This is a genomic window from Aeromicrobium stalagmiti (genome assembly GCF_013283745.1).
Taxonomy (GTDB): domain Bacteria; phylum Actinomycetota; class Actinomycetes; order Propionibacteriales; family Nocardioidaceae; genus Aeromicrobium; species Aeromicrobium stalagmiti.
Window position 1 is genome coordinate 304,110 of the sequence record NZ_JABSTZ010000004.1, and the last position, 26,215, is coordinate 330,324.

General features: G+C 69.8%; 26 protein-coding genes and 1 other RNA gene. 11 read left to right on the forward strand and 16 right to left on the reverse strand.

Annotated elements, in window-relative coordinates; translation table 11 throughout:
- Positions 1–22: 22 nt before the first annotated feature.
- The 3 genes from HQK15_RS16225 to HQK15_RS16235 are packed head-to-tail and all read left to right on the forward strand — an operon-like array spanning position 23 to position 2,693.
- A complete protein-coding gene (locus HQK15_RS16225; protein ID WP_173492536.1) occupies positions 23–844 on the forward strand; it encodes a Nif3-like dinuclear metal center hexameric protein in 822 nt (273 codons plus the stop codon).
- A 2-nt stretch (positions 845–846) separates the two neighbouring features.
- Entirely contained in the window at positions 847–1,587 is a 741-nt protein-coding gene (locus tag HQK15_RS16230) for a zinc ribbon domain-containing protein (protein ID WP_367649222.1), read from the forward strand.
- Complete coding sequence (locus HQK15_RS16235; protein ID WP_173492538.1) at positions 1,584–2,693, forward strand: bifunctional RNase H/acid phosphatase; 1,110 nt, start codon at positions 1,584–1,586, stop codon at positions 2,691–2,693. Before HQK15_RS16230 ends, HQK15_RS16235 begins: the two co-directional genes overlap by 4 nt.
- Before the next feature lie 29 nt (positions 2,694–2,722).
- On the opposite strand, the gene HQK15_RS16240 is transcribed toward HQK15_RS16235, so the two are convergent.
- Genes HQK15_RS16240 through HQK15_RS16250 form a run of 3 tightly spaced genes read right to left on the reverse strand, consistent with a single transcriptional unit; the run spans position 2,723 to position 5,182 of the window.
- The gene (locus HQK15_RS16240) at positions 2,723–3,496 is read right to left on the reverse strand and encodes a YaaA family protein (RefSeq protein WP_173492539.1); all 774 of its coding nucleotides are present in this window, start codon (positions 3,494–3,496) and stop codon (positions 2,723–2,725) included.
- Between the two features lie 25 nt (positions 3,497–3,521).
- A complete protein-coding gene (locus tag HQK15_RS16245; RefSeq protein WP_173492540.1) occupies positions 3,522–4,583 on the reverse strand; it encodes an SLC13 family permease in 1,062 nt (353 codons plus the stop codon).
- Between the two features lie 20 nt (positions 4,584–4,603).
- Complete coding sequence (locus HQK15_RS16250) at positions 4,604–5,182, reverse strand: TMEM165/GDT1 family protein (RefSeq protein WP_173492541.1); 579 nt, start codon at positions 5,180–5,182, stop codon at positions 4,604–4,606.
- A 293-nt stretch (positions 5,183–5,475) separates the two neighbouring features.
- Here HQK15_RS16250 and rnpB point away from each other — a divergent pair.
- The 3 genes from rnpB (at position 5,476) to HQK15_RS16265 (ending at position 7,861) form a co-directional block, all read left to right on the forward strand.
- Positions 5,476–5,890, forward strand: an RNA gene (gene rnpB / locus HQK15_RS16255) — RNase P RNA component class A.
- 212 nt (positions 5,891–6,102) lie between these two features.
- Positions 6,103–6,891: a sigma-70 family RNA polymerase sigma factor gene (locus HQK15_RS16260; protein WP_173492542.1), complete on the forward strand. Its 789-nt coding sequence runs from the start codon at positions 6,103–6,105 to the stop codon at positions 6,889–6,891.
- Positions 6,892–7,027: 136 nt separating this feature from the next.
- Positions 7,028–7,861 (forward strand): aldo/keto reductase, encoded by an 834-nt coding sequence (locus tag HQK15_RS16265; RefSeq protein ID WP_173492543.1) that lies wholly within the window; start codon positions 7,028–7,030, stop codon positions 7,859–7,861.
- An 18-nt stretch (positions 7,862–7,879) separates the two neighbouring features.
- On the opposite strand, the gene map is transcribed toward HQK15_RS16265, so the two are convergent.
- Positions 7,880–8,731 carry a type I methionyl aminopeptidase gene (map, locus tag HQK15_RS16270; protein WP_173492544.1) on the reverse strand — a complete coding sequence of 284 codons (852 nt, stop codon included), beginning with the start codon at positions 8,729–8,731 and terminating at the stop codon, positions 7,880–7,882.
- Between the two features lie 51 nt (positions 8,732–8,782).
- Between map and HQK15_RS16275 the strand changes: the two genes are divergently transcribed.
- On the forward strand, positions 8,783–8,974 hold the full coding sequence (locus HQK15_RS16275) for a hypothetical protein (protein ID WP_173492545.1): 192 nt from the start codon (positions 8,783–8,785) through the stop codon (positions 8,972–8,974).
- A complete protein-coding gene (locus HQK15_RS16280; RefSeq protein WP_173492546.1) occupies positions 8,971–9,252 on the forward strand; it encodes a hypothetical protein in 282 nt (93 codons plus the stop codon). Before HQK15_RS16275 ends, HQK15_RS16280 begins: the two co-directional genes overlap by 4 nt.
- Before the next feature lie 30 nt (positions 9,253–9,282).
- Here HQK15_RS16280 and panB read toward each other — a convergent pair whose 3' ends face one another.
- Entirely contained in the window at positions 9,283–10,152 is an 870-nt protein-coding gene (gene panB / locus HQK15_RS16285; protein ID WP_173492547.1) for a 3-methyl-2-oxobutanoate hydroxymethyltransferase, read from the reverse strand.
- 146 nt (positions 10,153–10,298) lie between these two features.
- Entirely contained in the window at positions 10,299–12,050 is a 1,752-nt protein-coding gene (locus tag HQK15_RS16290; RefSeq protein ID WP_173492548.1) for an NAD+ synthase, read from the reverse strand.
- Between the two features lie 77 nt (positions 12,051–12,127).
- Between HQK15_RS16290 and glnA the strand changes: the two genes are divergently transcribed.
- Complete coding sequence (gene glnA, locus HQK15_RS16295) at positions 12,128–13,465, forward strand: type I glutamate--ammonia ligase (protein ID WP_173492549.1); 1,338 nt, start codon at positions 12,128–12,130, stop codon at positions 13,463–13,465.
- A 13-nt stretch (positions 13,466–13,478) separates the two neighbouring features.
- Here glnA and HQK15_RS16300 read toward each other — a convergent pair whose 3' ends face one another.
- Both HQK15_RS16300 and HQK15_RS16305 read right to left on the reverse strand, forming a co-directional pair.
- Entirely contained in the window at positions 13,479–14,771 is a 1,293-nt protein-coding gene (locus tag HQK15_RS16300; protein WP_173492550.1) for a sigma-70 family RNA polymerase sigma factor, read from the reverse strand.
- 13 nt (positions 14,772–14,784) lie between these two features.
- Positions 14,785–15,213, reverse strand: coding sequence for a YciI family protein (locus HQK15_RS16305; protein WP_173492551.1), 429 nt, complete (start codon positions 15,211–15,213; stop codon positions 14,785–14,787).
- Positions 15,214–15,368: 155 nt separating this feature from the next.
- Between HQK15_RS16305 and HQK15_RS16310 the strand changes: the two genes are divergently transcribed.
- Both HQK15_RS16310 and HQK15_RS16315 read left to right on the forward strand, forming a co-directional pair.
- Entirely contained in the window at positions 15,369–18,290 is a 2,922-nt protein-coding gene (locus HQK15_RS16310) for a bifunctional [glutamine synthetase] adenylyltransferase/[glutamine synthetase]-adenylyl-L-tyrosine phosphorylase (RefSeq protein WP_173492552.1), read from the forward strand.
- Between the two features lie 55 nt (positions 18,291–18,345).
- Positions 18,346–19,476 carry a DUF3152 domain-containing protein gene (locus HQK15_RS16315; RefSeq protein ID WP_217361755.1) on the forward strand — a complete coding sequence of 377 codons (1,131 nt, stop codon included), beginning with the start codon at positions 18,346–18,348 and terminating at the stop codon, positions 19,474–19,476.
- 9 nt (positions 19,477–19,485) lie between these two features.
- Here the strand turns inward: HQK15_RS16315 and HQK15_RS16320 are convergent, their stop codons facing one another.
- The 8 genes from HQK15_RS16320 to HQK15_RS16355 are packed head-to-tail and all read right to left on the reverse strand — an operon-like array spanning position 19,486 to position 26,099.
- The gene (locus tag HQK15_RS16320; protein ID WP_173492554.1) at positions 19,486–19,824 is read right to left on the reverse strand and encodes a TfoX/Sxy family protein; all 339 of its coding nucleotides are present in this window, start codon (positions 19,822–19,824) and stop codon (positions 19,486–19,488) included.
- Between the two features lie 40 nt (positions 19,825–19,864).
- Entirely contained in the window at positions 19,865–20,149 is a 285-nt protein-coding gene (locus HQK15_RS16325) for a WhiB family transcriptional regulator (RefSeq protein WP_173492555.1), read from the reverse strand.
- 3 nt (positions 20,150–20,152) lie between these two features.
- Positions 20,153–21,382 (reverse strand): SAM-dependent methyltransferase, encoded by a 1,230-nt coding sequence (locus HQK15_RS16330; RefSeq protein WP_173492556.1) that lies wholly within the window; start codon positions 21,380–21,382, stop codon positions 20,153–20,155.
- Positions 21,379–22,122 (reverse strand): DUF1365 domain-containing protein, encoded by a 744-nt coding sequence (locus tag HQK15_RS16335; RefSeq protein WP_367649223.1) that lies wholly within the window; start codon positions 22,120–22,122, stop codon positions 21,379–21,381. Before HQK15_RS16335 ends, HQK15_RS16330 begins: the two co-directional genes overlap by 4 nt.
- A complete protein-coding gene (locus HQK15_RS16340) occupies positions 22,119–23,438 on the reverse strand; it encodes an NAD(P)/FAD-dependent oxidoreductase (protein WP_173492557.1) in 1,320 nt (439 codons plus the stop codon). Before HQK15_RS16340 ends, HQK15_RS16335 begins: the two co-directional genes overlap by 4 nt.
- A gap of 15 nt (positions 23,439–23,453) precedes the next feature.
- Positions 23,454–23,669 (reverse strand): hypothetical protein, encoded by a 216-nt coding sequence (locus tag HQK15_RS16345; protein WP_173492558.1) that lies wholly within the window; start codon positions 23,667–23,669, stop codon positions 23,454–23,456.
- A 25-nt stretch (positions 23,670–23,694) separates the two neighbouring features.
- Positions 23,695–24,996: a fatty acid desaturase family protein gene (locus HQK15_RS16350; protein WP_173492559.1), complete on the reverse strand. Its 1,302-nt coding sequence runs from the start codon at positions 24,994–24,996 to the stop codon at positions 23,695–23,697.
- 17 nt (positions 24,997–25,013) lie between these two features.
- Positions 25,014–26,099 (reverse strand): ferredoxin reductase, encoded by a 1,086-nt coding sequence (locus HQK15_RS16355; RefSeq protein WP_173492560.1) that lies wholly within the window; start codon positions 26,097–26,099, stop codon positions 25,014–25,016.
- Positions 26,100–26,215 lie beyond the last annotated feature (116 nt).

Below are 26,215 nucleotides of genomic sequence, written 5' to 3' on the forward strand. Positions count from 1 at the left end.
ACCGACTCGATAGAGTGCGGCCATGACCACCCTGCGCGACGTCGTCTCGGTCCTCGACGGTCTCTACGACCCTGCGTGGGCCGACGACTGGGACGCCGTCGGCACCGTCGCCGGCGACCCTGACGCACCGGTGACCAAGGTGCTGTTCGCGGTCGATCCCGTGCGGGCCGTCGTCGACGAGGCCGTCGAGTGGGGCGCCGATCTCGTGGTCACCCATCACCCGCTGTGGCTCAAGGGCGTCACGTCGGTCGCGGCGACGTCGCCCAAGGGCAGCGTCGTCCACCGCCTGATCACCCACGGCATCGCGCTTCACACCTGCCACACCAACGCCGACTCGCCGCACCTGGGCGTCTCGGAGTCGATGGCGTTCGCGCTGGGGCTCAGCGACGTCCGGCCGCTCGAGCCCGACACCGACGACGTCGAGCCCGACCGGGGGAGCGGACGCATCGGCGTGCTCTCGTCGCCCCTGGCCCTGGCCGACTTCGCCGATCACGTGGCTCGCAGCCTCCCGGCCCACCAGAGCGCGGTGCGAGTCGCCGGCGACCCGGCCCGCCCGATCCGGACCGTGGCCCTGTGTGGCGGCTCCGGAGACTTCCTGCTCGCCACGGCACAGGCCGCCGGGGCCGATGCCTACGTGACGTCCGACCTGCGGCACCACCCCGTCAGCGAGCACCTGGAGCAGTCCGATCCGTGCGCCGTGATCGACGTGCCGCACTGGTCGGCGGAGTGGACGTGGCTGCCCGTCGCGGCCGATGCACTGATGCAGCGGCTGCCGTCGGTGGAGACCCGTGTCTCCACGATCGTGACCGATCCGTGGACCGCGCACGTGCCGGGTACGGTGTGACTGTGAAAGCCGACCCCACCGCCCAGGCCGCGCTGCTCGAGCTGCAGGCCCAGGACGCGATCCTCGCCCAGCTCCAGCACCGCCGCAACACCCTCCCAGAGATCGCCAGGATCACCGAGCTGGAGGCGCAGATCAAGGACGTCGACGGCACGCGCATCGAGCTCGACACGCAGGTCTCGGACCTGACGCGCGAGCAGAAGAAGGCCGACACCGAGGTCGAGATGGTCAAGACGCGCCGCACCCGCGACGAGGAGCGGCTCAACTCCGGGGCCGTGTCGAACCCCAAGGACCTCGCGAGCCTGCAGCACGAGCTGGTCGCCCTCGAGCGACGCATCTCGACGCTCGAGGACGCCGAGCTGGAGATCATGGAAAAGCTGGAGGAGGCCCAGACCGGTCTCGCGGTCGTCCAAGGTGATCTCGACAGCCTCAAGGCCGACCGCGACGAGCAGGTGGCCGCTCGCGACGCCGCCATCGAGGTGCTCGACCAGCAGGCCGCCGACACCCAGGCCGAGCGCGGCACGTCCGCGGCTGGCATCCCGGTCGACCTCATCACGCTCTACGACAAGGTCCGCGGCCAGTACGGCGTCGGCGCCGCGGCGCTCCGTGCCCGCCGGTGCGAGGGCTGCCGCCTGGAGATCAACGGTGCCGACCTGCGCGAGCTCGCGGCAGCGCCGGAGGACGAGGTGCTCCGCTGCCCCGAGTGCAGCCGGATCCTCATCCGCACGCCCGAGTCAGGCCTGTGACCTCTCGGGTCATCATCGAGGCCGACGGCGGCTCGCGCGGCAATCCCGGACCGGCGTCGTACGGCGCCCTCGTCCGTGACGCCGACACCGGCGAGGTCGTCGCCCAGCGCGGCGAGACGATCGGCGTGGCGACCAACAACGTCGCCGAGTACAGCGGACTGATCGCAGGTCTCGAGCTCTATCGCGAGCACACGCCCGGCGCGCGCCTCGAGGTCCGGATGGACTCCAAGCTCGTCATCGAGCAGATGGCGGGACGCTGGAAGATCAAGCACCCGGACATGTTGCCGCTGGCCGCCACGGCCAAGCAGCTGGCGCCGGCAGGTGTCACCTGGACGTGGGTGCCGCGCGACCGCAACAAGGCGGCCGACGCGCTGGCCAACGCCGCCCTCGACGACCAGCGCGACGGCGGGTCCGGCCTGGTGTCACAGGCCGGTGGCACGGCGGCCGCATCGGCACCGAAGTCGTCGACCGCCACGGGCTGGGCCGCCACGCTGGGCAGTCCCACGACGCTCGTGCTGCTGCGCCACGGCGTCACAGCCGCCACGGAGCGCAAGGTCTTCTCCGGCAGCGGCGGCGACGACCCGGTGCTGACCGAGGCCGGACGTCAGCAGGCCGATCGGGCTGCGGCCTGGGTCGCCGCGAACGGAGGAGCGGACGCCGTGATCGCGTCACCCCTGCGACGCACGCAGGAGACGGCCGCTGCAGTCGGCCGCGAGCTCGGCCTCGACGTGGCGACGCACGCGGGCCTGGCCGAGACCTCGTTCGGCGACTGGGACGGCTACACGTTCGCCGAGATCCAGGAGCGTTGGCCCGAGGAGATGTCGGCGTGGCTCGCCTCGACCGACGTCGCCCCGCCGGGCGGTGAGTCGTTCGGCGTCGTCGACCGACGGGTCAGGGCGACCCGTGACGAGCTGCTCGAGACCTACCCGGGGCAGACCGTTGTCGCGGTGAGCCACGTGACCCCCATCAAGCTGCTGGTGCGCGACGCCATCGGCGCACCGCTCAGCGCGATCTACAAGATGGAGCTCTCGCCGGCGTCGATCACGACGATCGCCTGGTGGCCGGACGGCAACGCGTCGCTGCGCAGCTTCAACATCGTGCCCTGACGTCCCTCGTCAGCCGTGGGCGCGGGAGATCAGTGGGTCGCGACCTCGTCGACGACGACGTCGAGGCGACCGCCGTGGCGCTCCACCGTCCAGCCGAGGTCGTGCAGCGTGTCGTGCAGGTCGTCGACCGTCTGCGGGTCGGCGCCGGCCTCGAGCAGGCCTCGCACGATGTGGCCCTTGGTGGCCTTGTTGAAGTGGCTGACGACCTTGCGCGTGCCCTGGTGCTCGTGGAGCACCCGCATCGTGGCGGTGCGGTCGGCGAGCTCGACCGGCGGCTTGCCGAGCGACGTGTAGGTGCCTGACCTCAGGTCGACGAGCAGGCCGGCACCGACCTGGTCGCGCATGACGCGGGGGATCGGGGTGCGCCAGCGTGCCGCGACCGGGCCCAGGCGAGGAAGGGACACGGTGCCGGAGAGCCGGTAGGCCGGGATGCGGTCGCTGGGCCGCAGCAGCCCGAAGAGCGCGCTGGCGATCGCGATCGACTCGTCGGCCCGCTGACGGGTGGTGTCGTCGAGCGACGCCAGGTCGAGGGCGGAGAACAGCACCCCGGTGTAGATCTCGTCGGCCCGGGCCGTGGGCTCCTCGGGCAGGACGGCGTTGATCTCGACGGCCTCCGCCTGGGTGGGGCCGAGCCCCAGCACCTCGGCGGCCCGTCTCGGGTTGCCGCCGGAGAGCTTGACGAGCGAGCGGAGGAGCAGCTCGCGGACCGGGGTGAGGCTGCCGAACGACAGCGCGTCGAGGTCGAGCGGAGATCCGGCCCCCGGCCGGGTCTTGCCTTCGGACGGGGGGAGCAGGATCAGCACGGGACGACTGTATCCGTGGGTGCCCTCACCAGATCAGGGACGTCCACGCCCACAGCACGACGGTGCACAGCAGCACGATCGGAGGTGTCGTGGCGAAGCCCAGCAGGTGGAACTCGCGCACCGTCGACACCGTCCGCCCACCGGCCTGGCGCCACAGGATGTTGGCGACCGACCCGATCATCGTGAGGTTGGCTCCGACGTTGACCCCGATCAGCAGCGCGAGCACGGGAGCCGGCCCGGCCGCCGCAGCAGCGGGCAGCAGGAGCAGGGTCGCGGGCAGGTTGTTGACGACGTTGGCAGCGATCATGGCGATGACGGCCACCAGCAGCAGCGACACGAGCCCGTCGCCGGACGGCATCGCGTCGTCGAACCAGCTGCCGACCCGCGTCGAGCCGAGCCAGGCCACGACGAAGGCCCAGACGAGGATGAACGCCGCCATCGGCAGGTTCGCCGCGGCGAGCAGGTCGCGCCACGCGGTGCTGCGGCGCACCAGGGCATACGCGCCGAGGATGATCGCCCCGGCGGTGGCCGGGATCCACGGCTCGGCGCCACCGGCGAGGGCGAGCAGCACGACGACCACCATCGCGAGCGGGAACAAGGGGACGGGCGCGACCTCGTCCGGCACCGTCGACGGCTCGCGCAGCTCGTCGGCGAACCAGAGCCGTAGGACGAGGTACTCCGCACCGATCGCGACCAGCCAGACCGGGAGCATCGCCCAGGCGAACCCGACGAACGACAGGCCGGTCGAGGCGAACACCAGCAGGTTGGTCAGGTTGGAGACGGGCAGCAGCGTCGACCCGGAGTTGGCGAGCCGCACCGACGCATAGGCGTACGACCGCCGTGCCGATGCCGCCAGCAGGACTGGCGTCAGCAGCACGACGGTCGCATCGAGGCTCAGGGTCGCCGTGACGACTGCGGCGAGGCCCACGGCCCAGCCCAGCAGGTGCAGGCTCGAGCCGCGCGACCAGCGGGCGATGTGCGCCCCGAGGACGTCGAACAGCCCCTCGTCGGCGCAGGCCCGGGCCAGCACCATCATCGCGACGAGGAAGGCGACGATCGCCGCCAGCGAGCCCAGGTCATGCGTCACGCGGCGAACCTATCCGACGGTCACAGCCAGCCGGCTCCCTCGATGATGAGCAGCACGCCGAAGATGACGAAGGCGGCCGTCGCGCCGATCTTGATGACCCGCTCGGGCAGGTGCTTGCCGAGGACCGCACCGGCGATGATGGCCAGCGCGTCGGCCGCCACCATGCCCACGGTGCTGCCGATCCACGTGCCGAGCCAGCCCTCCTGGGTCGCGAGGGTGATCGTCGCGAGCATCGTCTTGTCGCCCAGCTCGGCGAGGAAGAACGCCACGCCGACCGCGAGGATCGCGGCACCCTGGCTGATCTTCGCCTTGCCGGCCTCCTCGTCGCTCAGCTCGTCACCGCGCCACGTCCACGCGGCGAACAGCAGGAACGCGACACCGGCCACGATCGAGATGACGTGCTGGCTGTCGGCGAAGCTGTCGCCGATCCAGGCGCCGATCCCGACCGACGCGAGGTGCACGATCGCGGTGGCGGCGGTGATGCCGATCAGCACGTCGCGGACCTTGTAGCGCGTGGCGAACGTCATCGCCATCAGCTGGCTCTTGTCACCGAGCTCGGCCACGAAGATCACGGCGGTGCTCAGGAGGAACGCATACATCGAAAAAGCCCTTCATCCGCCTGGACGAAGAGCCTGGAACGACGAGTCTTCGACCAGGTACGTCACCGTTCAGGCAGAACGGGTTGGAACTGGTCGAAAGTCTCGTCCGCCACCGGATCCGAAGAACCGAGGTGGCCTGCTGCACCGGACTCCCAGAGCTTCCTGGGCGTCAGTATGTCGACACAGCTGTTGGGGACTACTCCCTTTCGCACGTCCAGTCTAGGGCACCCCGGAGGGCGCGAGCGCCGGCGTCGCGATGACGTGCCTCACACCGGTAGGATCGGCGACGCGAATGAGTCGGCCGGGCGGCCGCGGCACCTGTCGTCGTGAGGCGGCGGATGTCGAGGAAAGTCCGGACTCCCCAGAGCGACGGTGGTGGCTAACGGCCACCCACGGCGACGTGCGGGACAGTGCCACAGAAAACAGACCGCCAGCGGCCCCTCGGGGTGCGGGTAAGGGTGAAACGGTGAGGTAAGAGCTCACCAGCGCTCCGGGTGACCGGAGCGGCTTGGTAAACCCCACCGGGAGCAAGACCAAGAGGGCTCGCACCGCTTCGGCGGAGCGGGTCTGCGCTGACGGGCTGCTCGTCCGATGTCAGCGGGTAGGTTGCACGAGGCGTCCAGCAATGGGCGTCCCAGATGGATGGTCGCCCGGGCCCCGCCTCGCGCGGTGGCCCGACAGGATCCGGCTTACAGGCCGGCTCATTCGCCCCCCGACCGCCCCGTCTGCGCGGTCTCACGACCGGTCGACGGGTCCGTTCGCGGTGCGGTGGCGGCACGTGGTCGCAGGTGAGATGCTGAGGCCGTCGGTTGAGGGATCGGCGAGGGAGTGCGCCGGTTTTTCTCGGGAGCTGCGCACTCGTCCAGGGGGCGTGAGCGACCCGGTGATGGGTCGCAGCGCACAATTCGAGGTTCGGCTGCATGCGCCATGAGATCGACCGGCACGACGCGGGGCAACGCCCGCGCGCGGCCCACGCGACCCTGGACGATGGCGACCTCCTCGACCTCGTGCGACGTGGAGACACGCAGGCCTATGCCGAGCTCTATGCACGCCACGCCTACATCGCCCAGCGACTGGCCCGACGGCTCAGCCGGCACGACGAGGTCGAGGACATCGTCGCGCAGGCCTTCGTCAACGTGCTCGACCTGCTGAAGCGGGGCAAGGGGCCGGACGAGACCTTCCGGGGCTATCTGCTGACGGCTGTCCGCAACGAGGCCGGTGCCCGGTCGAAGGCCCGCCACAGGGGCGTGGTCACCGAGGACGAGGGCGTCATCGACTCGGTCGTGGAGCTCGGCGACGGACGGCCCGACGCCTTCGAGATCTCGACGGTCCGCGCGGCGTACGAGTCGCTGCCCCCGCGCTGGCAGGCGGTCATCTGGGAGCTCGACGTCGAGGGACGGCGACCGCACGAGGTGGCCGAGCGGCTCGGCCTCGGCGCCAACGCCGTGTCGGCGCTGGTCCATCGCGCGCGGTCGGGCCTCCGGGATGCCTATCTGCAGGCGCACGTGCGGGACGACTCGGCCCCCGGGCCGAGCTGCGCGGACGTCCGCCCGCGGCTGGCGGCGTCGGTGCGCGAGACAGCGGCCCGTCGCGACCGGGAGCGGGTCTTCGCGCACCTGGCGACGTGCCCGGACTGCATGGCGGTCTATCTCGACCTGGAAGAGCTCAACGGGGCGCTCGGGGCCGGCGGGCGGCTCACCGGGTCCTGAGCCGGACCGGTCGATCCCTGTCGTCGATCGCTGCGGTCGAGCGAGGACGGGTTTCGCCCATCGGGGGCGTGGGTAGTGTCGAAGCAGACGGCCCCTCGGACGAGATGCGGCCTCCGCCCCTACCCCCAGGAGAGACATGTCCGTGCCCACCATCGCCCTCAACAACGGCATCGAGATCCCCCAGCTGGGCTTCGGTGTCTATCAGGTCAAGCCCGACCAGACGAAGGAGGCGACCCTCACGGCGCTCGAGGTGGGCTACCGCCACATCGACACCGCGCAGATGTACCGCAACGAGAAGGGTGTCGGTGAGGCGATCGCCGAGTCGGGCCTGGCCCGCGACGAGGTGTTCGTGACGAGCAAGCTCAACAACGGCTTCCACGCCCACGACGACGCCCTGCACGCGTTCGACGAGTCGCTCGAGCGGCTGGGCCTCGATCAGCTCGACCTGTTCCTGATCCACTGGCCGCTCCCGGCGATCGACGTCGACTTCGTCGAGACGTGGAAGGCCCTCGAGGAGATCTACGCCTCGGGCCGCGCCCGGTCGATCGGTGTCTCCAACTTCCAGCCCAAGCACGTTCGTCGCCTCGTGCAGGAGACCGACGTGGTGCCGGCCGTCAACCAGGTCGAGGTGCACCCCTTCCTCACCCAGGACGAGGTGCGGGCCGTCAACGCCGAGCACGGCATCGCGACCGAGGCCTGGTCGCCGATCGCGCAGGGACTCGTCCTGGACAACCCGGTCATCACGGGCATCGCCGCCGACCACGACAAGACGCCGGCCCAGGTCGTGCTGCGCTGGCACGTGCAGCGCGGCGACATCATCTTCCCGAAGTCGGTGACCCGCAGCCGCGTCGAGGAGAACTTCGCCATCTTCGACTTCGAGCTCGAGGAGGCGGAGATCGGCCTGATCAACGCCCTCAACAAGGACCACCGCACGGGGCCTGACCCCGACGAGTTCAACTGGATCCCGTGAGCCGGGGCCGCGGGCGGGTCAGTCGGAGAGCGTCAGGATCTCCGCGCCGTCCGCGGTCACGAGCAGGGTGTGCTCGAACTGGGCCGTGCGTGACTTGTCCTGCGTCGTCGCGGTCCAGCCGTCGTCCCACATGTCCCACTGGATCGACCCGAGGGTCAGCATCGGCTCGATCGTGAAGGTCATCCCGGGTTGGATGACGGTGTCGTAGGACGGGTCGTCGTAGTGGGGGATGATCAGCCCGTCGTGGAACGCCGGACCGACCCCGTGGCCGGTGAAGTCGCGCACGACGCCGTAGCCGAACCGCCGGGCGTACGTCTCGATCACCCGTCCGATGACGTTGATCTCGCGGCCGGGCTTGACCGCACGGATCGCGCGCAGCGTCGCCTCCTGCGTGCGCTCGACCAGCAGGCGTGACTCCTGGTCGACGTCGCCGACCAGGTAGGTCTTGTTGGTGTCGCCGTGGACGCCACCGATGTAGGCGGTGATGTCGATGTTGACGACGTCGCCGTCCTCGAGGGGCCGGTCGTCGGGGATGCCGTGGCAGATGACCTCGTTGACGCTGCTGCACAGCGACTTGGGGTAGCCGCGGTAGCCGAGCGTCGACGGGTAGGCGCCCTGCGAGATCACGAACTCGTGACCGACCCGGTCGAGCTCGTCGGTGGTGACGCCGGGGGCTATCGCCGCCTCGACCGCGTCGAGGGCCCGGGCCGCGATGCGGCCTGCGATGCGCATCGCAGCGATGGTCTCGGCGTCACGGACCGAGGGGCCCTTGTAGGGCAGCGGGGCGATCTGTCCGACGTACTCAGGACGCTCGATGGAATCGGGGACGGCGCGCTCGGGGGAGAGGCGGCCGGCAGTCAGGACGGTCACCCGGGGAGTTTAGTGGGAGCGTCCGAACGCGGGTTGAGGCAGGATGAAGGCATGACCGACGCGAAGTTCTACTACTGCACCAAGCACGGGACCGTCGAGGGCGAGGAGGGGTGTCGCGCCGCCGACCGCCTCGGACCGTACGACACTGCGGAGGAGGCGTCCCACGCGCTCCAGATCGCTGCCGAGCGGACCAAGAGCTGGGACAACGATCCGGAGTGGAACGACGAGCCCCCCAAGGAATGAGACGCCGCCGCAGAGGGGGACTCAACCTGCAGCGGTCCGGCCCCTGGATCGGTGTCGTCGGGCTGCTGATGGTCCTGTGGTGCTCGGTGTCGACCGGGCTCTTCGCGCCGTGGTGGGGCGTCGTCATCGCGTTCGCGCTGCTGGTGCCGCAGGTGTGGCTCGTGGCGCGCTGGGCACGGACGCGTCCGGCCTGGTGCGTGTGGGTGCCGGTCGTCGGGCTCGTCGTCTGGGTCGGCTACGCCTGGCTCGGCGCCGTCCTCGGGGACTGGAGTCCCTGAGGACGACGCCTGGCCACGGCGCGTCGTGACCTACTCGGCGAAGCTGTGCTCCGCGGCCGGAAACGCGCCGCCCTTGACGTCGGCGACGTACTCCTTCGTCGCGGCGAGCATCACGCCGTGCAGGTCGGCGTAGCGCTTGACGAAGCGGGGCGCCTTGCCCGTGTTGAGGCCGAGCATGTCCTGCCAGACCAGCACCTGGGCGTCGCAGTCGACGCCTGCACCGATGCCGACGGTCGGGATGCGCAGGGCCTCGGTGACCTCGGCGGCGATCGGTGCCGGCACCATCTCCATGACGACGGCGAACGCGCCGGCGGCCTCGAGCGCCGTGGCCTCCTCGACGAGTCGCGCGGCACCGTCGCCGCGGCCCTGGACGCGATAGCCGCCGAGCTGGTGCTCCGACTGCGGGGTGAAGCCGATGTGGGCGCACACGGGGATGCCGCCGTCGGTGAGCAGCTTGACCTGCGGAGCCATCGCGATCCCGCCCTCGAGCTTGACCGCGTGGGCGCCGGCCTCCTTCATGAAGCGGGCCGCCGTGTGGAACGCCTGCTCGGGCGAGGCCTGGTAGGAGCCAAACGGTAGGTCGGCCAGCACGAGGGCGTGCTTCGCCGAGCGCGAGACGGCCCGGACCAGCGGGATCAGCTCGTCGACCGTGACGGGCAGCGACGACTCGTTGCCATAGACGTTGTTGGACGCCGAGTCGCCGACGAGCAGCACCTCGACACCGGCCTCGTCGAAGGTCGCCGCGGTGTACTGGTCGTACGACGTCAGCATCGTCCACTTCTCACCGGTGTGCTTCATCTGCTGCAGCGTGTGGGTGCGGATGCGCTTGCGGGGGGTCGGCGCTGCGGCGGCCGGTCCGGTGCCGTACGGCGCGGTCTCTTCAGGGGTGGCGTCAGCCATGGCAGTTCTCCTGTTCGTCTCGCGGCTCCTGGCGGAGTCCACGGATGTCTCCAGCGTGCCAGATCGTCGGGGCGACGGCTGCGCAGTGTGAACCAACTCATAGCCCCGGGGCCGTCAGCCCCGAGGTCTCGTCGGCCCGGGTGGGGTCAGAGCTTCTCGCGCCACCGGTGGGTGATTGGCACCCGGCGGTCTCGGCCGAAGTTGCGGCGCGACACCTTGGGTCCCGGCGGGTACTGCCGGCGCTTGTACTCGGCCCGGTCGACCAGGCCGATGACCCGCTCCACCAGGGCAGGGTCGAAGCCCTCCGCGATGACGTCGGCCGACCCGAGGTCACGTTCGACGTACGCGTCGAGCACGGCGTCGAGCTGGTCGTAGGGCGGCAGCGAGTCGGAGTCGAGCTGGCCGGGCCGCAGCTCGGCCGACGGCGGCTTGGAGATCGTGTCCTCGGGGATCGGGGGCGTCTCGCCCCGCTCGGCCGCGTACGCGTTGCGCCACGTGGCGAGCTCCCAGACCAGCGTCTTGGGGACGTCCTTGATGGGCGCGTAGCCACCGACGGCGTCGCCGTAGATCGTGGAGTAACCGGTCGCGAGCTCCGACTTGTTGCCGCAGGCGAGCACGAGATGACCGTGCTGGTTGGACAGTCCCATCCAGATCACGGCGCGGATGCGGGCCTGCAGGTTCTCCTCGGCCAGGCCGTCGAGGTGCAGGGCGTCCTGGTACTGGTCGAAGATCGGCGCGATCGGCACGGTCTGCAGGTTCAGCCCGGTGCGACGCGCCATCTCGGCGGCGTCGGACTTGGAGTGCTCGGTCGACCACGCGCTGGGGTTGGAGACGCCGAAGACCTTGTCGGCACCGAGCGCGTCGACCGCGATGGCGGCGACCAGGGTCGAGTCGATGCCGCCGGACATGCCGAACAGGACAGACGAGAAGCCGTTCTTCTGCACGTAGTCGCGCAGGCCCGTCACGAGCGCAGTCCAGATCTCCTGGTGGCGGGGGAGGCGCTCCTTTTCCACCGTCGGCAGCGGCTCGTAGGCCGCGAACGGCTCGGAGGTGATGATCGTGCGCTTGATCGCGAGCCCGCCGAAGCGCTCGTCGGAGTCGGGCATCGACGGTGTGGCCCCCGGGAGGTCGAGGTCGACGACCAGCAGCTCGGGATCGAACTGGCCCGAGCGCCCGAGCACCGTGCCGGCCTGGTCGACGACGATCGAGTCGCCGTCGAAGACCAGCTCGTCCTGCCCGCCGACGAGGTTGACGTAGGCCAGGACACAGTCGCCCTCGCGGGCGCGGCGCGAGCACAGCTCGAGGCGGACGTCGTCCTTGTCGGCCTCGTAGGGGGAGCCGTTCGGGACGACCAGCAGCGCCGCCTCGGCGGCCTTGGCGGCGGCGGACGGGCCGTCGCGCCACAGGTCCTCGCAGATGGCCAGGGCGACGTCGATGCCGCCGACCTGGATGACGTTGATGGTGTGCCCGGGGACGAAGTTGCGGATCTCGTCACCGACGCCGTAGTTCCACAGGTGGTGCTTGGCCTGGCGGGCGACGATCCGGCCGCCGTGCATGACCGCCACGGAGTTGAGCGGGGCGTTCTTGGGGATGCCGAGCCCCTCGGGCACGCCCTCGGCCTGGTCGAGGAAGCCGACGACCGCCACGAGGTCGCCGCAGCCCTCGTCCTGCAGCCGTGCAGCGAGCTGCTCGGCGGCTGCCTGCGACGCCTGGATGAGGGACGCGCGCATCGCGAGGTCCTCGATGGGGTAGCCGGTCAGCATCATCTCGGGGAAGACCACGAGGTGGACGCCCTTCGACACGGCGTCCTTGCACTGCTCGACCACGAGGTCGGCGTTGCCGGCGAGGTCGCCGACCGTGGCGTTGACTTGGGCGAGGGCGAGGCGCAGCTGGGGCATGTGCCGAGACTATCGGTCGCGAATTCTCGGGGCGTTGCGAAACATTGCCGTAACACGACGCGTGCGAGACTTGCGCCATGGGAAAACAGGAAGACTTCGTCCTGCGCGCGCTCGAGGAGCGCGACGTCCGATTCGTGCGTCTGTGGTTCACCGACGTCCTGGGATCCCTGAAGTCGGTGGCCATCGCGCCGGCTGAGCTCGAGGGCGCATTCGCCGAGGGCATCGGCTTCGACGGCTCCGCGATCGAGGGCTTCGCGCGCGTGCACGAGGCCGACATGCTGGCGATGCCCGACCCGTCGACGTTCCAGATCCTGCCGTGGCGCGGCGAGACCCCCGCGACGGCCCGCATGTTCTGCGACATCCTCATGCCCGACGGCACGCCGTCGTACGCCGACCCGCGCCACGTCCTGAAGCGTGCGCTGCAGAAGGCGGCCGAGGCCGGGTTCACGTTCTACACCCACCCCGAGATCGAGTTCTTCCTGTTCAAGGGCAAGCCCGACAAGGGCGACCGACCCGTGCCGGTCGACGACAGCGGCTATTTCGACCACACCGCCCAGGGCGGCGGGCAGGACTTCCGCCGCGAGGTCATCACGATGCTCGAGAACATGGGCATCTCGGTGGAGTTCAGCCACCACGAGGGCGGCCCGGGCCAGCAGGAGATCGACCTGCGCTACGCCGACGCCCTCTCGACGGCCGACAACATCATGACCTTCCGCACGGTCGTGCGTGAGGTCGCGCTGAGCCAGGGCAAGTGGGCCTCGTTCATGCCCAAGCCGTTCACCGAGCACCCGGGCTCCGGCATGCACACCCACGTCTCGCTGTTCGAGGGTGACGAGAACGCGTTCTACGAGGCGGGTGCGGAGTACCAGCTGTCGCAGACCGGACGCCGCTTCATCGCGGGCGTCCTGCACCACACGCCCGAGATCACCGCGGTCACCAACCAGTGGGTCAACTCCTACAAGCGCCTGGCCGGCGGGGGAGAGGCCCCCAACTATGTGTGCTGGGGCCACAACAACCGCTCCGCGCTCATCCGCGTGCCGATGTACAAGCCGCACAAGGGCAACTCCGCCCGGGTCGAGAACCGCGCGATCGACGCTGCCTGCAACCCCTACCTCGCGTTCGCGCTGGTGCTGGCGGCCGGCCTCAAGGGCATCGAGGAGAAGTACGAGCTGCCGCCCGAGGCCGAGGACGACGTCTGGTCGTTGTCGGAGAACGAGCGCAAGGCCATGGGCATCGCGCCGCTTCCGCGCAACCTCGACGAGGCCATCCGCACGATGGAGACGAGCGAGCTGGTCGCCGAGACGCTCGGTGAGCACGTGTTCGACTTCTTCCTGCGCAACAAGCGCGCGGAGTGGCAGGACTACCGCTCGCAGGTCACGCAGTTCGAGATCGACCGCCTCATGCCGATGGTCTGAGCGGCGCCCCCGCTCAGGCCCGATCGGCCTTCTGCAGCAGCACGGCCTTCTCGCGCTCGTTGTGCGTGAGCGCGGCGGCGGCGATGAGCTCGGCGCGTGCCTCGTCGCGACGACCGAGCCGCAGGAGCAGCTCGCCGCGGACGCTGGGGACGAGCGGGTGGCCCCGCAACGCTCCGGCGGCGGCGATCTCGTCGACCACGGCGAGCCCGGCAGCGGCGCCGCTGGCCATCGCGACGGCCACCGCACGGTTGACGTCGACGAACGGTGACGGCGCGACGGAGGCGAGGGCCTCGTAGAGCGCCACGATCTGTGCCCAGTCGGTCTCGTCCGTCGAGGGGGCGATGGCGTGGCACTCGGCGATGGCGGCCTGGAGCGCGTACGCCCCGCGTCCCCGGCCGATCGCGTCAGCCCGTGCGAGCGCCGCACGGCCGCGCCGGACCTGACCGTGGTCCCACCTCGACCGGTCCTGGTCGGCCAGCAGGATCGGCTCGCCGTCGTGGTCGACTCGGGCGGCGAAGCGCGAGGCCTGCAGCTCGAGCAGGGCCAGCAGGGCATGGGTGTCGGGCTCGTCGGGCACGAGCGCACAGACGACCCGCGCGAGCCGGATGGCCTCGGCGGCCAGGTCGGTGCGCAGCCAGCTGCTCCCGGACGACGCGGCGTAGCCCTCGTTGAAGACGAGGTAGACGACGGTGAGCACCGACCCGAGACGGCTGCCGAAGTCGTCGCGCGAGGGCACCTCGAAGGGCAGCTCGGCGGCCGCGATGGTCTTCTTGGCACGGACGATGCGCTGCTGGACGGTGCTGACCGGCAGGGCGAACGCCCGCGCGATCTCCTCGGTCGTCAGGCCCGCCACGACGCGCAGCGTGAGGGCGATCTGTGACTCGCGGGGCAGGATCGGGTGGCACGCGGTGAAGACGAGCCGCAGCACGTCGTCGTCGACCACGTCGGGGTCCCACGGCAGGTCGTCGTCCGTCGCGTCGAGACGCTGCTGCTCGGCCAGGGAACGAGCGATGGTCGCGTGGCGGTCGTCGAGCCGCTCGAGACGGCGGCGCCGGTCGATCGCCCTGCGCTTGGCGACCGTCGTCAGCCACGCACCCGGGTTGGGTGGCACCCCGTCGCGGGGCCACTGCGCGAGCGCGTCGACGAGGGCCTCCTGGGCGAAGTCCTCGGCCAGCCCGAAGTCGCCGACCATGCGCGTCATGGTCGCGACGATGCGGGCCGACTCGATGCGCCAGACGGCCTCGACCTGACGGCGGGCGGACGCTGCGGCATCGACCGCCGCGCCCGCCTCGTCAGGACCGGTCACGGAGTGCGGCCGTTCAGCCCTGGATCGGGTCGTCGCTGCCCAGCTGCTCGCGCCACTCGTGCTCCTTCTGGATGTACTCGTTGTCCTGGTCGAAGTCGCTGGTCTCGGTGACCCGACGCACCTCGAGGAACGTTCCGGCGTCGAGCGGGCAACGCTTGGCCCACTCGACGGCCTCTTCCCTGGTCGAGGTCTGGATGATCCAGAAGCCGTTGAACAGCTCCTTGGCCTCGGCGTAGGGGCCGTCGGTGACGATGGGCGGGGTCGACTCGAAGTCGACCACGAAGCCCTCCTCCGCCGGCATGAGGCCCTCGCCGGCCAGCAGCACCCCGGCCTTCATGAGCGACTCGTTGTAGGCGCCCATGGCGTTGATGACGGGGGTCCAGTCGAAGTCGGCGGGGTACTCGACCGGGACGGGGGTGCGCATGATGAGCATGAACTTCATGGTGATGTCTCCTGGTGTGGCGGGCCGTCTCTCGACCCTCTCACTCCTGCTTCGAACGGTCGATGCCCCGATCGACACGGCGCGCGAACTTCTTTCGGATTTCTTGCCGCGGACGGTCTGTGGGGCCCGGGCCCGGCGGCGGGTAGCCTGCTGGGGTGGCAACTGACGCACGTGATCTGGCCGTGGCACTGGCCCGCAAGGGCTTTCGCGACGGTGACGGCGCGGTCGCCGATCTGGAGTCGCTCGGTGACGTGCCCGACGCGCTGGTCGACCAGATCGCCTCGGTGGCGAGTCCTGACACGGCCCTGTCGTCGCTGGCCTCGATCGGCCGTCGGATGGGCGCGGCCCCGTTGCTCGACCTGCTCGCGTCCGACGACGAGCTGCGGCTGCGGCTGCTCGTCGTGCTCGGCACGAGCGAGGCGCTCGGCGACTTCCTGACACGCCACCCCGAGCACGTCCGCGACCTCGCGGCGACCGAGCTCTCGCCCAGCCCGATCCTGCTGCCCAAGCGCCGGGCGCAGATGGAGGAGGCGACGACGGCCGACGAGCTGCGCGTCGCCTACTACCGCAAGCTGCTCCACATCGCCGCTCGCGACCTGACGGCCCTGACGTCGTTCGAGCAGTCCTCGGCCGAGCTGTCCGACCTCGCTGTCTCGACCCTGGGTGCGGCGCTGCAGATCGCCCGTGCGGCCGAGCCGGATGCGGACCTGTGCCGGCTCACGATCATGGCGATGGGCAAGACGGGCGGCCACGAGCTCAACTACCTCAGCGACGTCGACGTCATCTTCGTGCACGAGCCGGCTGAGGGGGCCGACGAGCAGGCTGCGCTGAGTTCGGCGACCCGCCTCGCGTCCGCGGTCATGCGGCTGTGCCGGGACCACACCAAGGAAGGGACGATCTGGGAGGTCGACGCCGAGCTGCGGCCCGAGGGCAAGAACGGTCCGCTCGTCCGCTCGCTCGCCAGCCATGTCGCCTACTACGAGAAGTGGGCCAGCACGTGGGAGTTCCAGGCGCTCCTCAAGGCGCGGTTCGCCGCCGGTGACGAGGCGCTCGGGCAGGCGTACGTCGACGCGCTGTCGCCCATGATCTGGTTCGCCAGCACGCGCGAGAACTTCGTCACCGACGTCCGCGCGATGCGTCGGCGCGTCATCGAGCACATCCCCGCCGCGCACCGGGAGCGGCAGCTCAAGCTCGGCGCCGGTGGACTGCGTGACGTCGAGTTCGCCGTCCAGCTCCTGCAGCTCGTCCACGGTCGCGCCGACGAGTCGCTGCGCAGCCCGACGACGGTCGAGGCGCTGCGATCGCTGATCGACGGCGGCTACGTCGGACGACGCGACGGCGCGGCGATGGAGGAGGCGTACGAGTTCCTGCGCACGCTCGAGCACCGCATCCAGCTGTACAAGCTGCGTCGCAGCCACATCGTGCCGGAGGACCCCGAGGACCTGCGCCGTCTGGGTCGGAGCATGGGGTTCCGGCAGAACTCCGCCGAGGCGCTCACCAAGGAGTGGCAGGCGCACCGCCGCATCGTGCGCCGGCTGCACGAGAAGCTCTTCTACCAGCCGCTGCTCGAGGCCGTGGCCTCGTTGCCCACCGACGGCATGCGTCTCACGCCGCTCGCGGCCGAGCAGCGCCTGACCGCGCTCGGCTTCGTCGATCCGAAGGGTGCGCTCGCGCACATCCAGGCGCTCACCTCGGGGCTGTCGCGCCGTGCCGCCATCCAGAAGTCGTTGCTGCCGGCGATGCTCGCATGGTTCGCCGCGTCGCCCGACCCCGATGCCGGCCTGCTGGCGTTCCGCAAGATCTCCGAGGGCCTCGGCGAGACGCACTGGTACCTCCGCAAGCTGCGCGACGAGGGCGAGGGGGCCGAGCAGCTCGCGCACGTCCTGTCGTCGAGCCGCTACGTGACCGACCTGATCCTGCGGGCACCCGACTCGGTCGCGCTGCTGGGCGACGACGCCGAGCTGCGACCGCTCGAGCGCGAGCGGCTGCGCACCGAGGTCGACATCGCCGCCGAGCGGCACCGTGACCCGCAGGACGCGATCCGTGCCGTCCGCCGCGTGCGACGCCGCGAGCTGTCACGCATCGGCATCGCCGACGTGCTCGGGCGCCTCGACATCACCGAGGTCGGCGAGGCTCTGACCGACGTGTCCACGGCGACGCTCGCCGGCGCCCTGAAGGCCTCCACCGCAGCGGTCGAGGCCGAGCGCGGAGAGATGCCGACCCGCATGTCGATCGTCCTCATGGGACGTCTGGGTGGCGGCGAGGCCGGATACGGGTCCGACGCCGACGTGATGTTCGTCCACGACCCGTACGACGGCGCCGACGAGACCGAGGCCGCATCGGCGGCGATGGCCGTGGCGCAGGGACTGCGCAAGATGCTGGCCGCCCCGGGCGACGACCCGGCGCTCGAGGTCGACGCCGAGCTGCGGCCCGAGGGCAAGAACGGGCCGCTCGTCCGGACGTTCGGGGCCTATCGGGCTTACTACGAGAAGTGGTCCGCCGTCTGGGAGGCCCAGGCCCTGCTGCGGGCGAATGCGACGGTCGGCGATGCCGACCTGAGCGCACGGTTCACCGCGCTGATCGACCCGCTCCGGTGGCCCGAGGGCGGTGCGACGGCCGACGAGGTCCGCGAGATCCGCCGCATCAAGGCCCGGGTCGACTCCGAGCGACTGCCCCGCGGCGCCAACCCCAAGACCCACCTCAAGCTGGGACGCGGCGGCCTGGCCGACGTGGAGTGGACGGTGCAGCTGCTCCAGATGCAGCACGCCCACGCGGTGCCGGGCATGCGCACGACCCGGACCCTCGAGGCGCTGCACGCCGCGGTCAAGGCCGATCTCGTCAGCCACGACGACGCCCAGACGCTGGAGTCCGCGTGGCGTCTCGTGAGCCGCATCCGCAACGCCGTCGTGCTGATGCGGGGCAAGGGCGCCGAGTCGATGGTCGAGCACGCCGGTGACCGCGCAGGTGTCGCCCATCTGCTCGGCTACGGCATGGACCAGGGCGAGCGGCTCAACGACGACTACCTCCGGGCGACACGTCATGCCCGCAAGGTCGTCGAGCGAATCTTCTACGAATGAGCCGCGGACGGGTATCGTCGGAGCTCGTCGACACTCGGGAGAACGACACATGCGCATGAGCGTTCGGGCGGCCATCGTCCTCGTCGCGGCCACGCTGGCCGCATCGCTGCTGGTCACGCCGGCAACAGCCGCCGGCGAGGTCATCACCCCGGGCACGCCGACCATCACCGGCACCGTCCAGTACGAGAAGACCCTCACCGCGGTGCCGGGCACCTGGACGCCCGCCGACGTCACGTTCTCCTACCAGTGGTTTCGCGACGGCACCGCCGTCGGCAGCGACTCGCCCGTCAACGTGACCCGCAAGCTCGCCAGCACCAACGACATCGGCACGGTCTATGCGGTGCGGGTCACCGCGACGAAGGACGGCTCCGAGCCGGTTGCCGCGACCAGCGCACCGACCCGCACGGTCGCGAAGGCGACGATGGACAACGCGACCCGTCCGACCATCAGCGGCACCCCGAAGTACGGGAGTCGGCTGACCGGGTCCTCGGGCACGTGGTCGCGCAAGGTCGACTCGTTCGAGTACCGCTGGCTGCGCAACGACAAGCCGATCAGCGGAGCCACCGGCCGTCACTACACGGTCGCACCGTCCGACGTGGGCGCCAAGATCAGGTTCCGGGTCAAGGCGAAGCGTGCGGGGTTCTCGACCGAGACGGCACGATCGACCGCCGTGACCGGGCAGCACGTGCGAGGCGTGCGCAAGGTCGTCACCTACCGCGTGATCACCCGCGGCTCGATCAGCGCGAGCCTCTCGACGTTCAAGCAGCAGGCCCAGGAGACCTACGACGACCCGCGCGGGTGGCGCGCCATGGGCGTGAAGTTCAAGCGGGTGTCGAAGGGTGGCGACTTCACCCTCGTGCTCAGCCAGGCGTCGAAGGTGCCCAGCTTCTCGTCGGGGTGCAGCAGCACCTACAGCTGCCGGGTGGGGCGCTACGTCATCATCAACCAGACCCGGTGGCTCAAGGCCACCCCGGCGTGGAACGCCAAGGGTGGGTCGTCGCGCAACTACCGGCACATGGTCGTCAACCACGAGACGGGGCACTGGTTCGGCAAGGGGCACGCCTCGTGCGGTGGCTCGGGTCAGCTCGCGCCGGTCATGCAGCAGCAGTCCAAGGGCCTGGCCGGGTGCAAGATCAACCCGTGGCCGAAGAAGAGTGAGCGGCACGCTCCGCGCTACGGGTGGTAGCCGGCCGCCTCAGGGCGTGATCGAGTCGACGAAGGTGTGGGCCTCGTCGAGCAGCTCTGACCACACTTGGTCGTCCGCAGCGTCGGGGACGAGCGCCCACTCGCGTCGCGGCGCGCCGGCCATGACCATCCGGGCCGCGGCTCCGGCGACCTCCAAGGCATCGACGCGCGCGGCGGGCAGCTTGATCATCAGCCCGCCCGCGTGCGCTGCGACCGCGAACACCTTGCCGCGCACGCGCAGTCCGGTCGTGCCGAACATGCGGCCCCAGTCGACGCCCGGAAGCGCGAGGTGCTCGGTCGCGAGCTCCTCGAGACGTGCCTGGGCCGCGTCCCTCTCGTTGTTCGTCATGGCACGAGGATGCCACCGACGACGGACGAAAGGGTCCGGATCAGCCGGCCTTCTGCTGCTGCAGCAGCATGTCGCGCTCGTTGATGTTGAGCCCGCCCCAGACGCCGTAGGGCTCACGGACGGTCAGCGCGTGGTTGAGGCACTCCTGCACCACCGGGCAGACGGCGCACAGGGCCTTGGCCGCTGCCTCACGCGCCCGTCGCCGCGGCCCGCGCTCGGCGTCGGGGGAGAAGAACGTCTCAGGATCGACCTCGCGGCAGGCACCTTGGTACTGCCACTCGTAGGTCTCCTGGATCGGCATCGGCAGGCGAGAGATGGCAGCCATGGTTCATGCCTCCTGGGTCCGTGACATCTGAATCTGGAACACATCGATGTAGCCGACGGCGAATCCTGCTTCGCAGTAGGCCAGGTAGAACTCCCACATCCGGCGGAAGGTCTCGTCGAAGCCCTGGGCGTTGATCGTCTCCCAGTTGGCGTGGAACGTCTCGCGCCACTGACGCAGCGTGCGGGCGTAGTCCTGGCCCAGCGAGCGGCGATCGGTGACCTGCAGCGTGGTGTGCTCGGCCAGCGTCTGGTCGATCGCGTCGAGCGAGGGGATCAGACCGCCCGGGAAGATGTACTTCTGGATCCAGCCGTACGAGTTGCGGGTCGCGAGATAGCGGTGGTGATCCATCGTGATCGCCTGGATCGACACGTGTCCGCCGGGAGCGAGCAGGTGGTCGATCGTGGAGAAGTAGGTCGGCCAGTACTCCTCGCCGACGGCCTCGATCATCTCGACGCTGACGATCGCGTCGTACTCGCCGGTGACCTCGCGGTAGTCGACGAGCTGCAGGTCGACGTCGACGCCGGCCTCGGCGAACCGCTGCTCGGCGAGGGCCGCCTGCTCCTTGGAGATCGTGATCGTCGTGACCTTCGCGCCGCGCTGGGCCGCACGGATGGCGAGGGCTCCCCAACCGCTGCCGATCTCGAGCACCCGGGTGCCCTCGGTGACATGGGCCTGGTCGAGGATGCCGTCGATCTTGCGCATCTGCGCGGCCTCGAGGTCCTGCTCCGCCGTCTCGAACCACGCGGCCGAGTAGCTCATCGACGGATCGAGGAACTGCGCGAACAGGTCGTTGGAGAGGTCGTAGTGGGCCTCGATGTTCTTGCGCGAGCCGGTGACGGAGTTGCGCTGGTGGTGCGGCAGCTTCTTGTCGACGAAGGTGCGGAACTTCTGCAGCGGCTCGGGGACGATCGTGGTGAGGCGCTCGGCGAACGGCGTCAGCAGCTCGGCGAGGTCGGTGCCCTCACCCGTGGTCCAGTCGCCGGCCATGTAGGCCTCGCCGAAACCGATCTTGGTGTCGGCGCCCAGGCGGGCGAAGAAGGCCTTGGGGCGGACGATGCGCATCTCCGGTGACGCCGGGCCACCGGCGCCCCACGTCGTGCCGTCGGCGAACGTGAGCCGGACCGGCACGCGGTTGACCGTCGGTTTGAGGATCGCCTTGGCGGCACGCGCCTTCATCGGCGTGCGCGGCGTGTGCGCGATGCCGGGCCAACGTGCTGTGGCGAGCTGCGTCATCGTGTGCCTTCCTGCGGTTCGTGTGCCGGGCGGGGAATGACCGGCAACCTACGGATCCAGAGCCATACACCCTGTATTCGGATCAGCAAGCTGGTTCGATGGGTCATGAATGGCATTTTGACGAGAAGTTTTGCCAGCCGCCCCCGGGTGGCCGGACGGGGGGTGCCGCGGAAGGTCGCGGAGAACACCGCGTCGCCGCCCTGGCGCAGGATGATGCTCGACGAGACCTTGTCGGGGGTGAGCACGAACTGCAGGTCGTAGCGCCCCTCGACGGTGAAGAACGGCGAGACGTAGAAGGCCTTGTCGACCTCGGCACGACCGGCGTCGTCGGTCTGCAGGAGGTAGGCGTGCCGCTCGCCGTAGGTGTTGTGGACCTCGGCGACGATGCAGGTCAGCGACTCGTCCGGGGCGATGGCCCAGAAGACGCTGAGCGGGTCGAAGGTGTGGCCGAGCACGCGGGCGTTGGCCAGCATCACGAGCCGGTGCCCGGAGACGTCGACGCCCTGGGCCTTGCAGAACCGCTCGATGTTGGTGCGGATCGAGTCGTTCGGGTCGCCGATGTGGTCGGCGGCCGAGAACGAGGAGAACGCGCGGAACGGCCGTGGCATGTGCGGGAGGTCGTCGACGTCGACGAGCCACTGGTAGATCTTGTAGGTGAAGCGGTGACGCAGGGGAGTGCGACGCGTGTGACCGACCGTTCCCTCGACGAGGGCCGGCAGGACGGGGAGCGTCGCACTCACCACGGTGAGCCCAGCGCCTCTGCCGCGGCGACGCCGGAGCGGCAGCCGTCCTCGTGGAATCCCCAGCCGTGATAGGCGCCGGCGAAGACGGTCTGCTCGGTGAACAGGCCCGTCAGGTCGCCCTGGGCCGCGACCGACTGCGGGGTGTAGATCGGGTGCGTGTAGGCCATCGTCGCGATGACCTTCGCCGGGTCGATGCTGTCGGAGGAGTTGAGCGTGACGAGAAACGGCTCGGCGCTCTCGATGCCCTGCAGCCGGTTCATCCAGTAGGTCACGGCCGAGTGGTCGCTGCGGTCGCTGCAGCCGTCCATCCGGTAGTTCCACGACGAGCGGGCCGCCGGGGCGGTCGGCAGCAGTGCCGCGTCGCGGTGCAGGAGCACCTCGTTGTCGGAGTAGTCGAACGCCCCGAGCACCCGACGCTCGTCGTCGCTCGGGTCGGTGAGCAGTGCGAGGGCGTCGTTGGCGTGCGTCGCGATGACGACCGCGTCGGCGTGGTGCAGCTCGCCGTTGGTGTCGATGAGCTCGACCCCGTCGGGCTTGCGCGTGATCGAGCGGATGCCGGTCGACGCGCGGACGCTGCCGCCCGGGCGGTGGGCGATCGCCGCGGTGACCTTGTCGATGTAGGTGCCCGATCCGCCGACGACGGTGAACCACTGCGGCGAGCCCTTGATGGACAGGAAGCCGTGGTGCTTGAGGAACTCGAAGAGGTAGCGGGCGGGGTACTCCAGCGCGGTCTCGTGGCCCGACGACCAGACGCACGACACGACCGGGATCGCGTAGTGCGAGACGAAGTAGTCGGAGAAGCCGTGGATGCGCAGGAAGTCGCCGTAGGTCTGCGGCTCGGTGGGGGACTCGGCCGAGTCGAGCAGCTGCTGGGCCAGGCGGCCGAACTTCTTCACGCCGAGCAGCATCGCGATGTAGCGCGGGTCGAGCAGGCGGCGACGCTGGGCGAACACGCCCTTGCCGCCGCGGCCGCCGGCGTACTCCAGCCCGCAGCCGTCGCAGTGGATGCTCATGCTCATCTCGGTCGGGTGGACCTCGACGTCGAGCTCGCCGAATAGTCGGCGGAGCAGGGGATAGGTGCGGTCGTTGTGCACGATGAAGCCACTGTCGACCCGGTGCGTGGCGTCGGGGTCGGCGACCGTGTGGGTGTGCGCGTGGCCGCCGATGCGTCCGTCGGACTCGAACACCGTGACGTCGGAGTCACGACTGAGCAGGTAGGCGGCGGTGAGGCCCGAGACGCCGGACCCGATGACGGCGACGGTGCGGCGAGGATCTGAGCTGCTCGGGACCGAGCCGCTGGCGGGGGAAGTCATGTCAGTGGTTCGTCGCTAGTCGGCCACGGGATGGGTGTCCTCGGCGTCCAGACCGGCCCGTTTGCTCGCCTCGGCGATCTCGAAGATCTCGGTGCCGAAGGCCCCGATCTCGTTCGTGATCTTGCGAGCGGTCTCGAACAGGATCGCCACGACGTGCCCGGCGCTGCCGATGGCGGCCTCGGTCGACTGCTGCACGACGTCCTTGACGATCTCACGCCGGCTCAGAGCCATCGGGTCCCTCTTCCTCGCAGTCGGACTACGAGGTCAATTGTGACTCACGGGCAGCCTCGACACGACGAGCGGCCTCCTCGCGCTTGGCGCGGCGCAGGGCCTTCGACTCCGGGCTGTTGCCGATCTTGTAGGGATCGCTGGGCTTCTTGCCGTAGACCGCGAGCTGGCGAGCGACGCTGGCGAGCTGCTTCGACAGACGGCCGGTGTTGTAGTGCAGGCCGTACTTCTCGACCAGGAGCTTCACGTCCTCGGCGACCTCGGGGTAGCGACGGGCCGGGATGTCCGGGAACAGGTGGTGCTCGATCTGGTAGCTCAGGTTGCCGGTGAGGACGTGGAACGGCGCGTGGCCGGAGATGTTGGCCGAGCCGAGCAGTTGGCGCAGGTACCACTGGCCGCGGCTCTCGTTCTGCGCGTCCTCCTCGGCGAAGGTCTGCACCTCGGCCGGGAAGTGGCCGCAGAAGATGATGAGGAACGTCCAGATGTTGCGGATGATGTTGGCCACGACGTTGGCGCCGAGGATCGCGAGCGGAGCCCACCAGCCGACGACGGGCACGAGGGCGAGGCCGAGCAGCGGCCAGGCGACGTAGTCCTTGAGCACCTGCTTGCGGATCTTCTTCATGGCGCGCTTCTTGCGGGCCTGGAAGTCGGCCTTGCTGATCTTGCCCTGGAGGTACTGGTCGAGCTCGACGCCGTGGTACATGACGCCCCACTCGAAGACCATCATCAGCACGAAGGCGAGCGGCAGGTTGAAACGGTGCGTGCCGTACCAGGGCTGGTCGCCGTCGATGCGCAGCAGGTTGTAGCCGATGTCGCGGTCCATGCCGTGGATGTTGGTGTAGGTGTGGTGGATGTAGTTGTGCCCGTGCTTCCAGTCCTGGGCCGGAGCGACGTTGTCCCACTCGAAGCGCGCACCGTTGACCATGGGGTCGTTCATCCAGTCGTACTGGCCGTGCATGACGTTGTGGCCGATCTCCATGTTGTCGAGGATCTTGGCCACGCCGAGCAGCAGGATGCCGGCGATGAACGCAGGCGGGAAGAACGGCATGAAGATGCCGATGCGACCGAGCACCTCAGCCGCGCGCTGCGCGCGGATGACCCGGCGGATGTAGTCGGCGTCCTTCTGGCCCAGGTCGTCGAGCACGCGCTGGCGCACGGCGTCGAGCTCGGTGCCGAACTCGTCAAGCTGCTCGTACGTCATGTAGTCGAGGCCGATCGTGGCCGGCTTGTCGTTGAAGGGATTGATCAGCGTGAGCGGCGCGGCGTTGTGCTGGCTCGCGCTCTTGGGCTTGATCGGAGCGTTCTTCTTCTTGGTCAGCGTGAAAGCCATGATGGTTCTCCCTCAGCTCAGAGGGCGACGTTGACGTCGCCGATGGGGACCTGGACACAGATCTTGATGGTCTCGTCGGTGTCGGCGCAGATCTCGCCGGTCACGACGTGGCGCACGGCGCCACTGTTCTTCTTGATGGCGCAGGTGTTGCAGACGCCCATGCGGCAGCCGAACTCGGGCTTGAGCCCTGCGGCCTCGGCCTGCTCGAGGATCGTGGCGCCGGAGTTGTCGGTCTCGATGGCCGCGTCGTCGAACGAGAGCGTGCCGGTCGCGTCGGCGGCGTCGGCGTCGACGCTCGGGACCTTGAAGTACTCCATGCGCAGCTGGTCGGCAGCGCCGAGCTCGGCGTAGGTGTCGCGCACCGAGGCGATGAGCCCGGCCGGGCCGCACACGTAGGTGAGGGTCTCGGTGGGGTCGATGCCGAGGTGCTTGAGGTGGTCGACGTGGAAGCGGCCCGCGATCTCGGCGCCCGGCTCGGGCTCGCGGGTGTAGACCCGCACGACCTCGACGTCGCTGGTGGCGAGCTCGTCGAGCTGGGCGGTGAACATCTCGTCGGCGCGGCTGCGGGCGTAGTGCAGGAACGTCACGCGTCCGGTGTGGCCGGAGTCGCGGAGCGTGCGGACCATCGACATGACCGGCGTGATGCCGGAGCCGCCGCTGGCCAGGAGCAGGTGATCGGGGACGTCGCGGGGCAGGACGAAGTCGCCCTCGGCCTGGGAGAGGAACACGACGGTGCCGGGCGTGAGCTCGCGGTGCAGGAACTGCGAGACGTAGCCGTCGGGGTGGGCCTTGACCGACACGCTGAACGTCTTGTCCTTGCTGGCCCGCGAGCTCGACACCGAGAAGACGCGGACGCGGCGGGTGCCGTCGACCTCGACGCCGAACTGGACGTGCTGCCCGGGGACGAAGCCCTTCCAGGCGCCGTTGGGTCGCATGACGACCGTGCTGGCGTCACCGGTCTCGCGAATGACCTCGACGACGCGGGCGCGGACGTTGCCGGCGGCCAGCATCGGGTGGATCTGCTCGAGGTAGTGGTCGACCGTGTGCGGGGAGGCCAGCGCTGCGACGGGCCGCGAGGTGAGGGTCTTGCGGATGATGCCCATCGCGGACCTCCTCAGAAGATTGAGTGAACGTGCGTACACTCAAAGTTTGCAGGAGGGACCGTCAGAGTGCAAGCGACCCGCCGCGTGACCTGAGGCACCATCGAAACGTGAAGCGA

Excerpts from the sequence above, each read along its gene's own strand:
- HQK15_RS16225 (WP_173492536.1), top strand. The coding sequence starts at position 23 with ATGACCACCCTGCGCGACGTCGTCTCGGTCCTCGACGGTCTCTACGAC.
- HQK15_RS16250 (WP_173492541.1), bottom strand. The coding sequence starts at position 5,182 with ATGTATGCGTTCCTCCTGAGCACCGCCGTGATCTTCGTGGCCGAGCTC.
- HQK15_RS16260 (WP_173492542.1), top strand. The coding sequence starts at position 6,103 with ATGCGCCATGAGATCGACCGGCACGACGCGGGGCAACGCCCGCGCGCG.
- HQK15_RS16265 (WP_173492543.1), top strand. The coding sequence starts at position 7,028 with ATGTCCGTGCCCACCATCGCCCTCAACAACGGCATCGAGATCCCCCAG.
- HQK15_RS16275 (WP_173492545.1), top strand. The coding sequence starts at position 8,783 with ATGACCGACGCGAAGTTCTACTACTGCACCAAGCACGGGACCGTCGAG.
- HQK15_RS16280 (WP_173492546.1), top strand. The coding sequence starts at position 8,971 with ATGAGACGCCGCCGCAGAGGGGGACTCAACCTGCAGCGGTCCGGCCCC.
- panB (WP_173492547.1), bottom strand. The coding sequence starts at position 10,152 with ATGGCTGACGCCACCCCTGAAGAGACCGCGCCGTACGGCACCGGACCG.
- HQK15_RS16290 (WP_173492548.1), bottom strand. The coding sequence starts at position 12,050 with ATGCCCCAGCTGCGCCTCGCCCTCGCCCAAGTCAACGCCACGGTCGGC.
- glnA (WP_173492549.1), top strand. The coding sequence starts at position 12,128 with ATGGGAAAACAGGAAGACTTCGTCCTGCGCGCGCTCGAGGAGCGCGAC.
- HQK15_RS16305 (WP_173492551.1), bottom strand. The coding sequence starts at position 15,213 with ATGAAGTTCATGCTCATCATGCGCACCCCCGTCCCGGTCGAGTACCCC.
- HQK15_RS16315 (WP_217361755.1), top strand. The coding sequence starts at position 18,346 with ATGAGCGTTCGGGCGGCCATCGTCCTCGTCGCGGCCACGCTGGCCGCA.
- HQK15_RS16320 (WP_173492554.1), bottom strand. The coding sequence starts at position 19,824 with ATGACGAACAACGAGAGGGACGCGGCCCAGGCACGTCTCGAGGAGCTC.
- HQK15_RS16325 (WP_173492555.1), bottom strand. The coding sequence starts at position 20,149 with ATGGCTGCCATCTCTCGCCTGCCGATGCCGATCCAGGAGACCTACGAG.
- HQK15_RS16330 (WP_173492556.1), bottom strand. The coding sequence starts at position 21,382 with ATGACGCAGCTCGCCACAGCACGTTGGCCCGGCATCGCGCACACGCCG.
- HQK15_RS16340 (WP_173492557.1), bottom strand. The coding sequence starts at position 23,438 with ATGACTTCCCCCGCCAGCGGCTCGGTCCCGAGCAGCTCAGATCCTCGC.
- HQK15_RS16345 (WP_173492558.1), bottom strand. The coding sequence starts at position 23,669 with ATGGCTCTGAGCCGGCGTGAGATCGTCAAGGACGTCGTGCAGCAGTCG.
- HQK15_RS16350 (WP_173492559.1), bottom strand. The coding sequence starts at position 24,996 with ATGGCTTTCACGCTGACCAAGAAGAAGAACGCTCCGATCAAGCCCAAG.
- HQK15_RS16355 (WP_173492560.1), bottom strand. The coding sequence starts at position 26,099 with ATGGGCATCATCCGCAAGACCCTCACCTCGCGGCCCGTCGCAGCGCTG.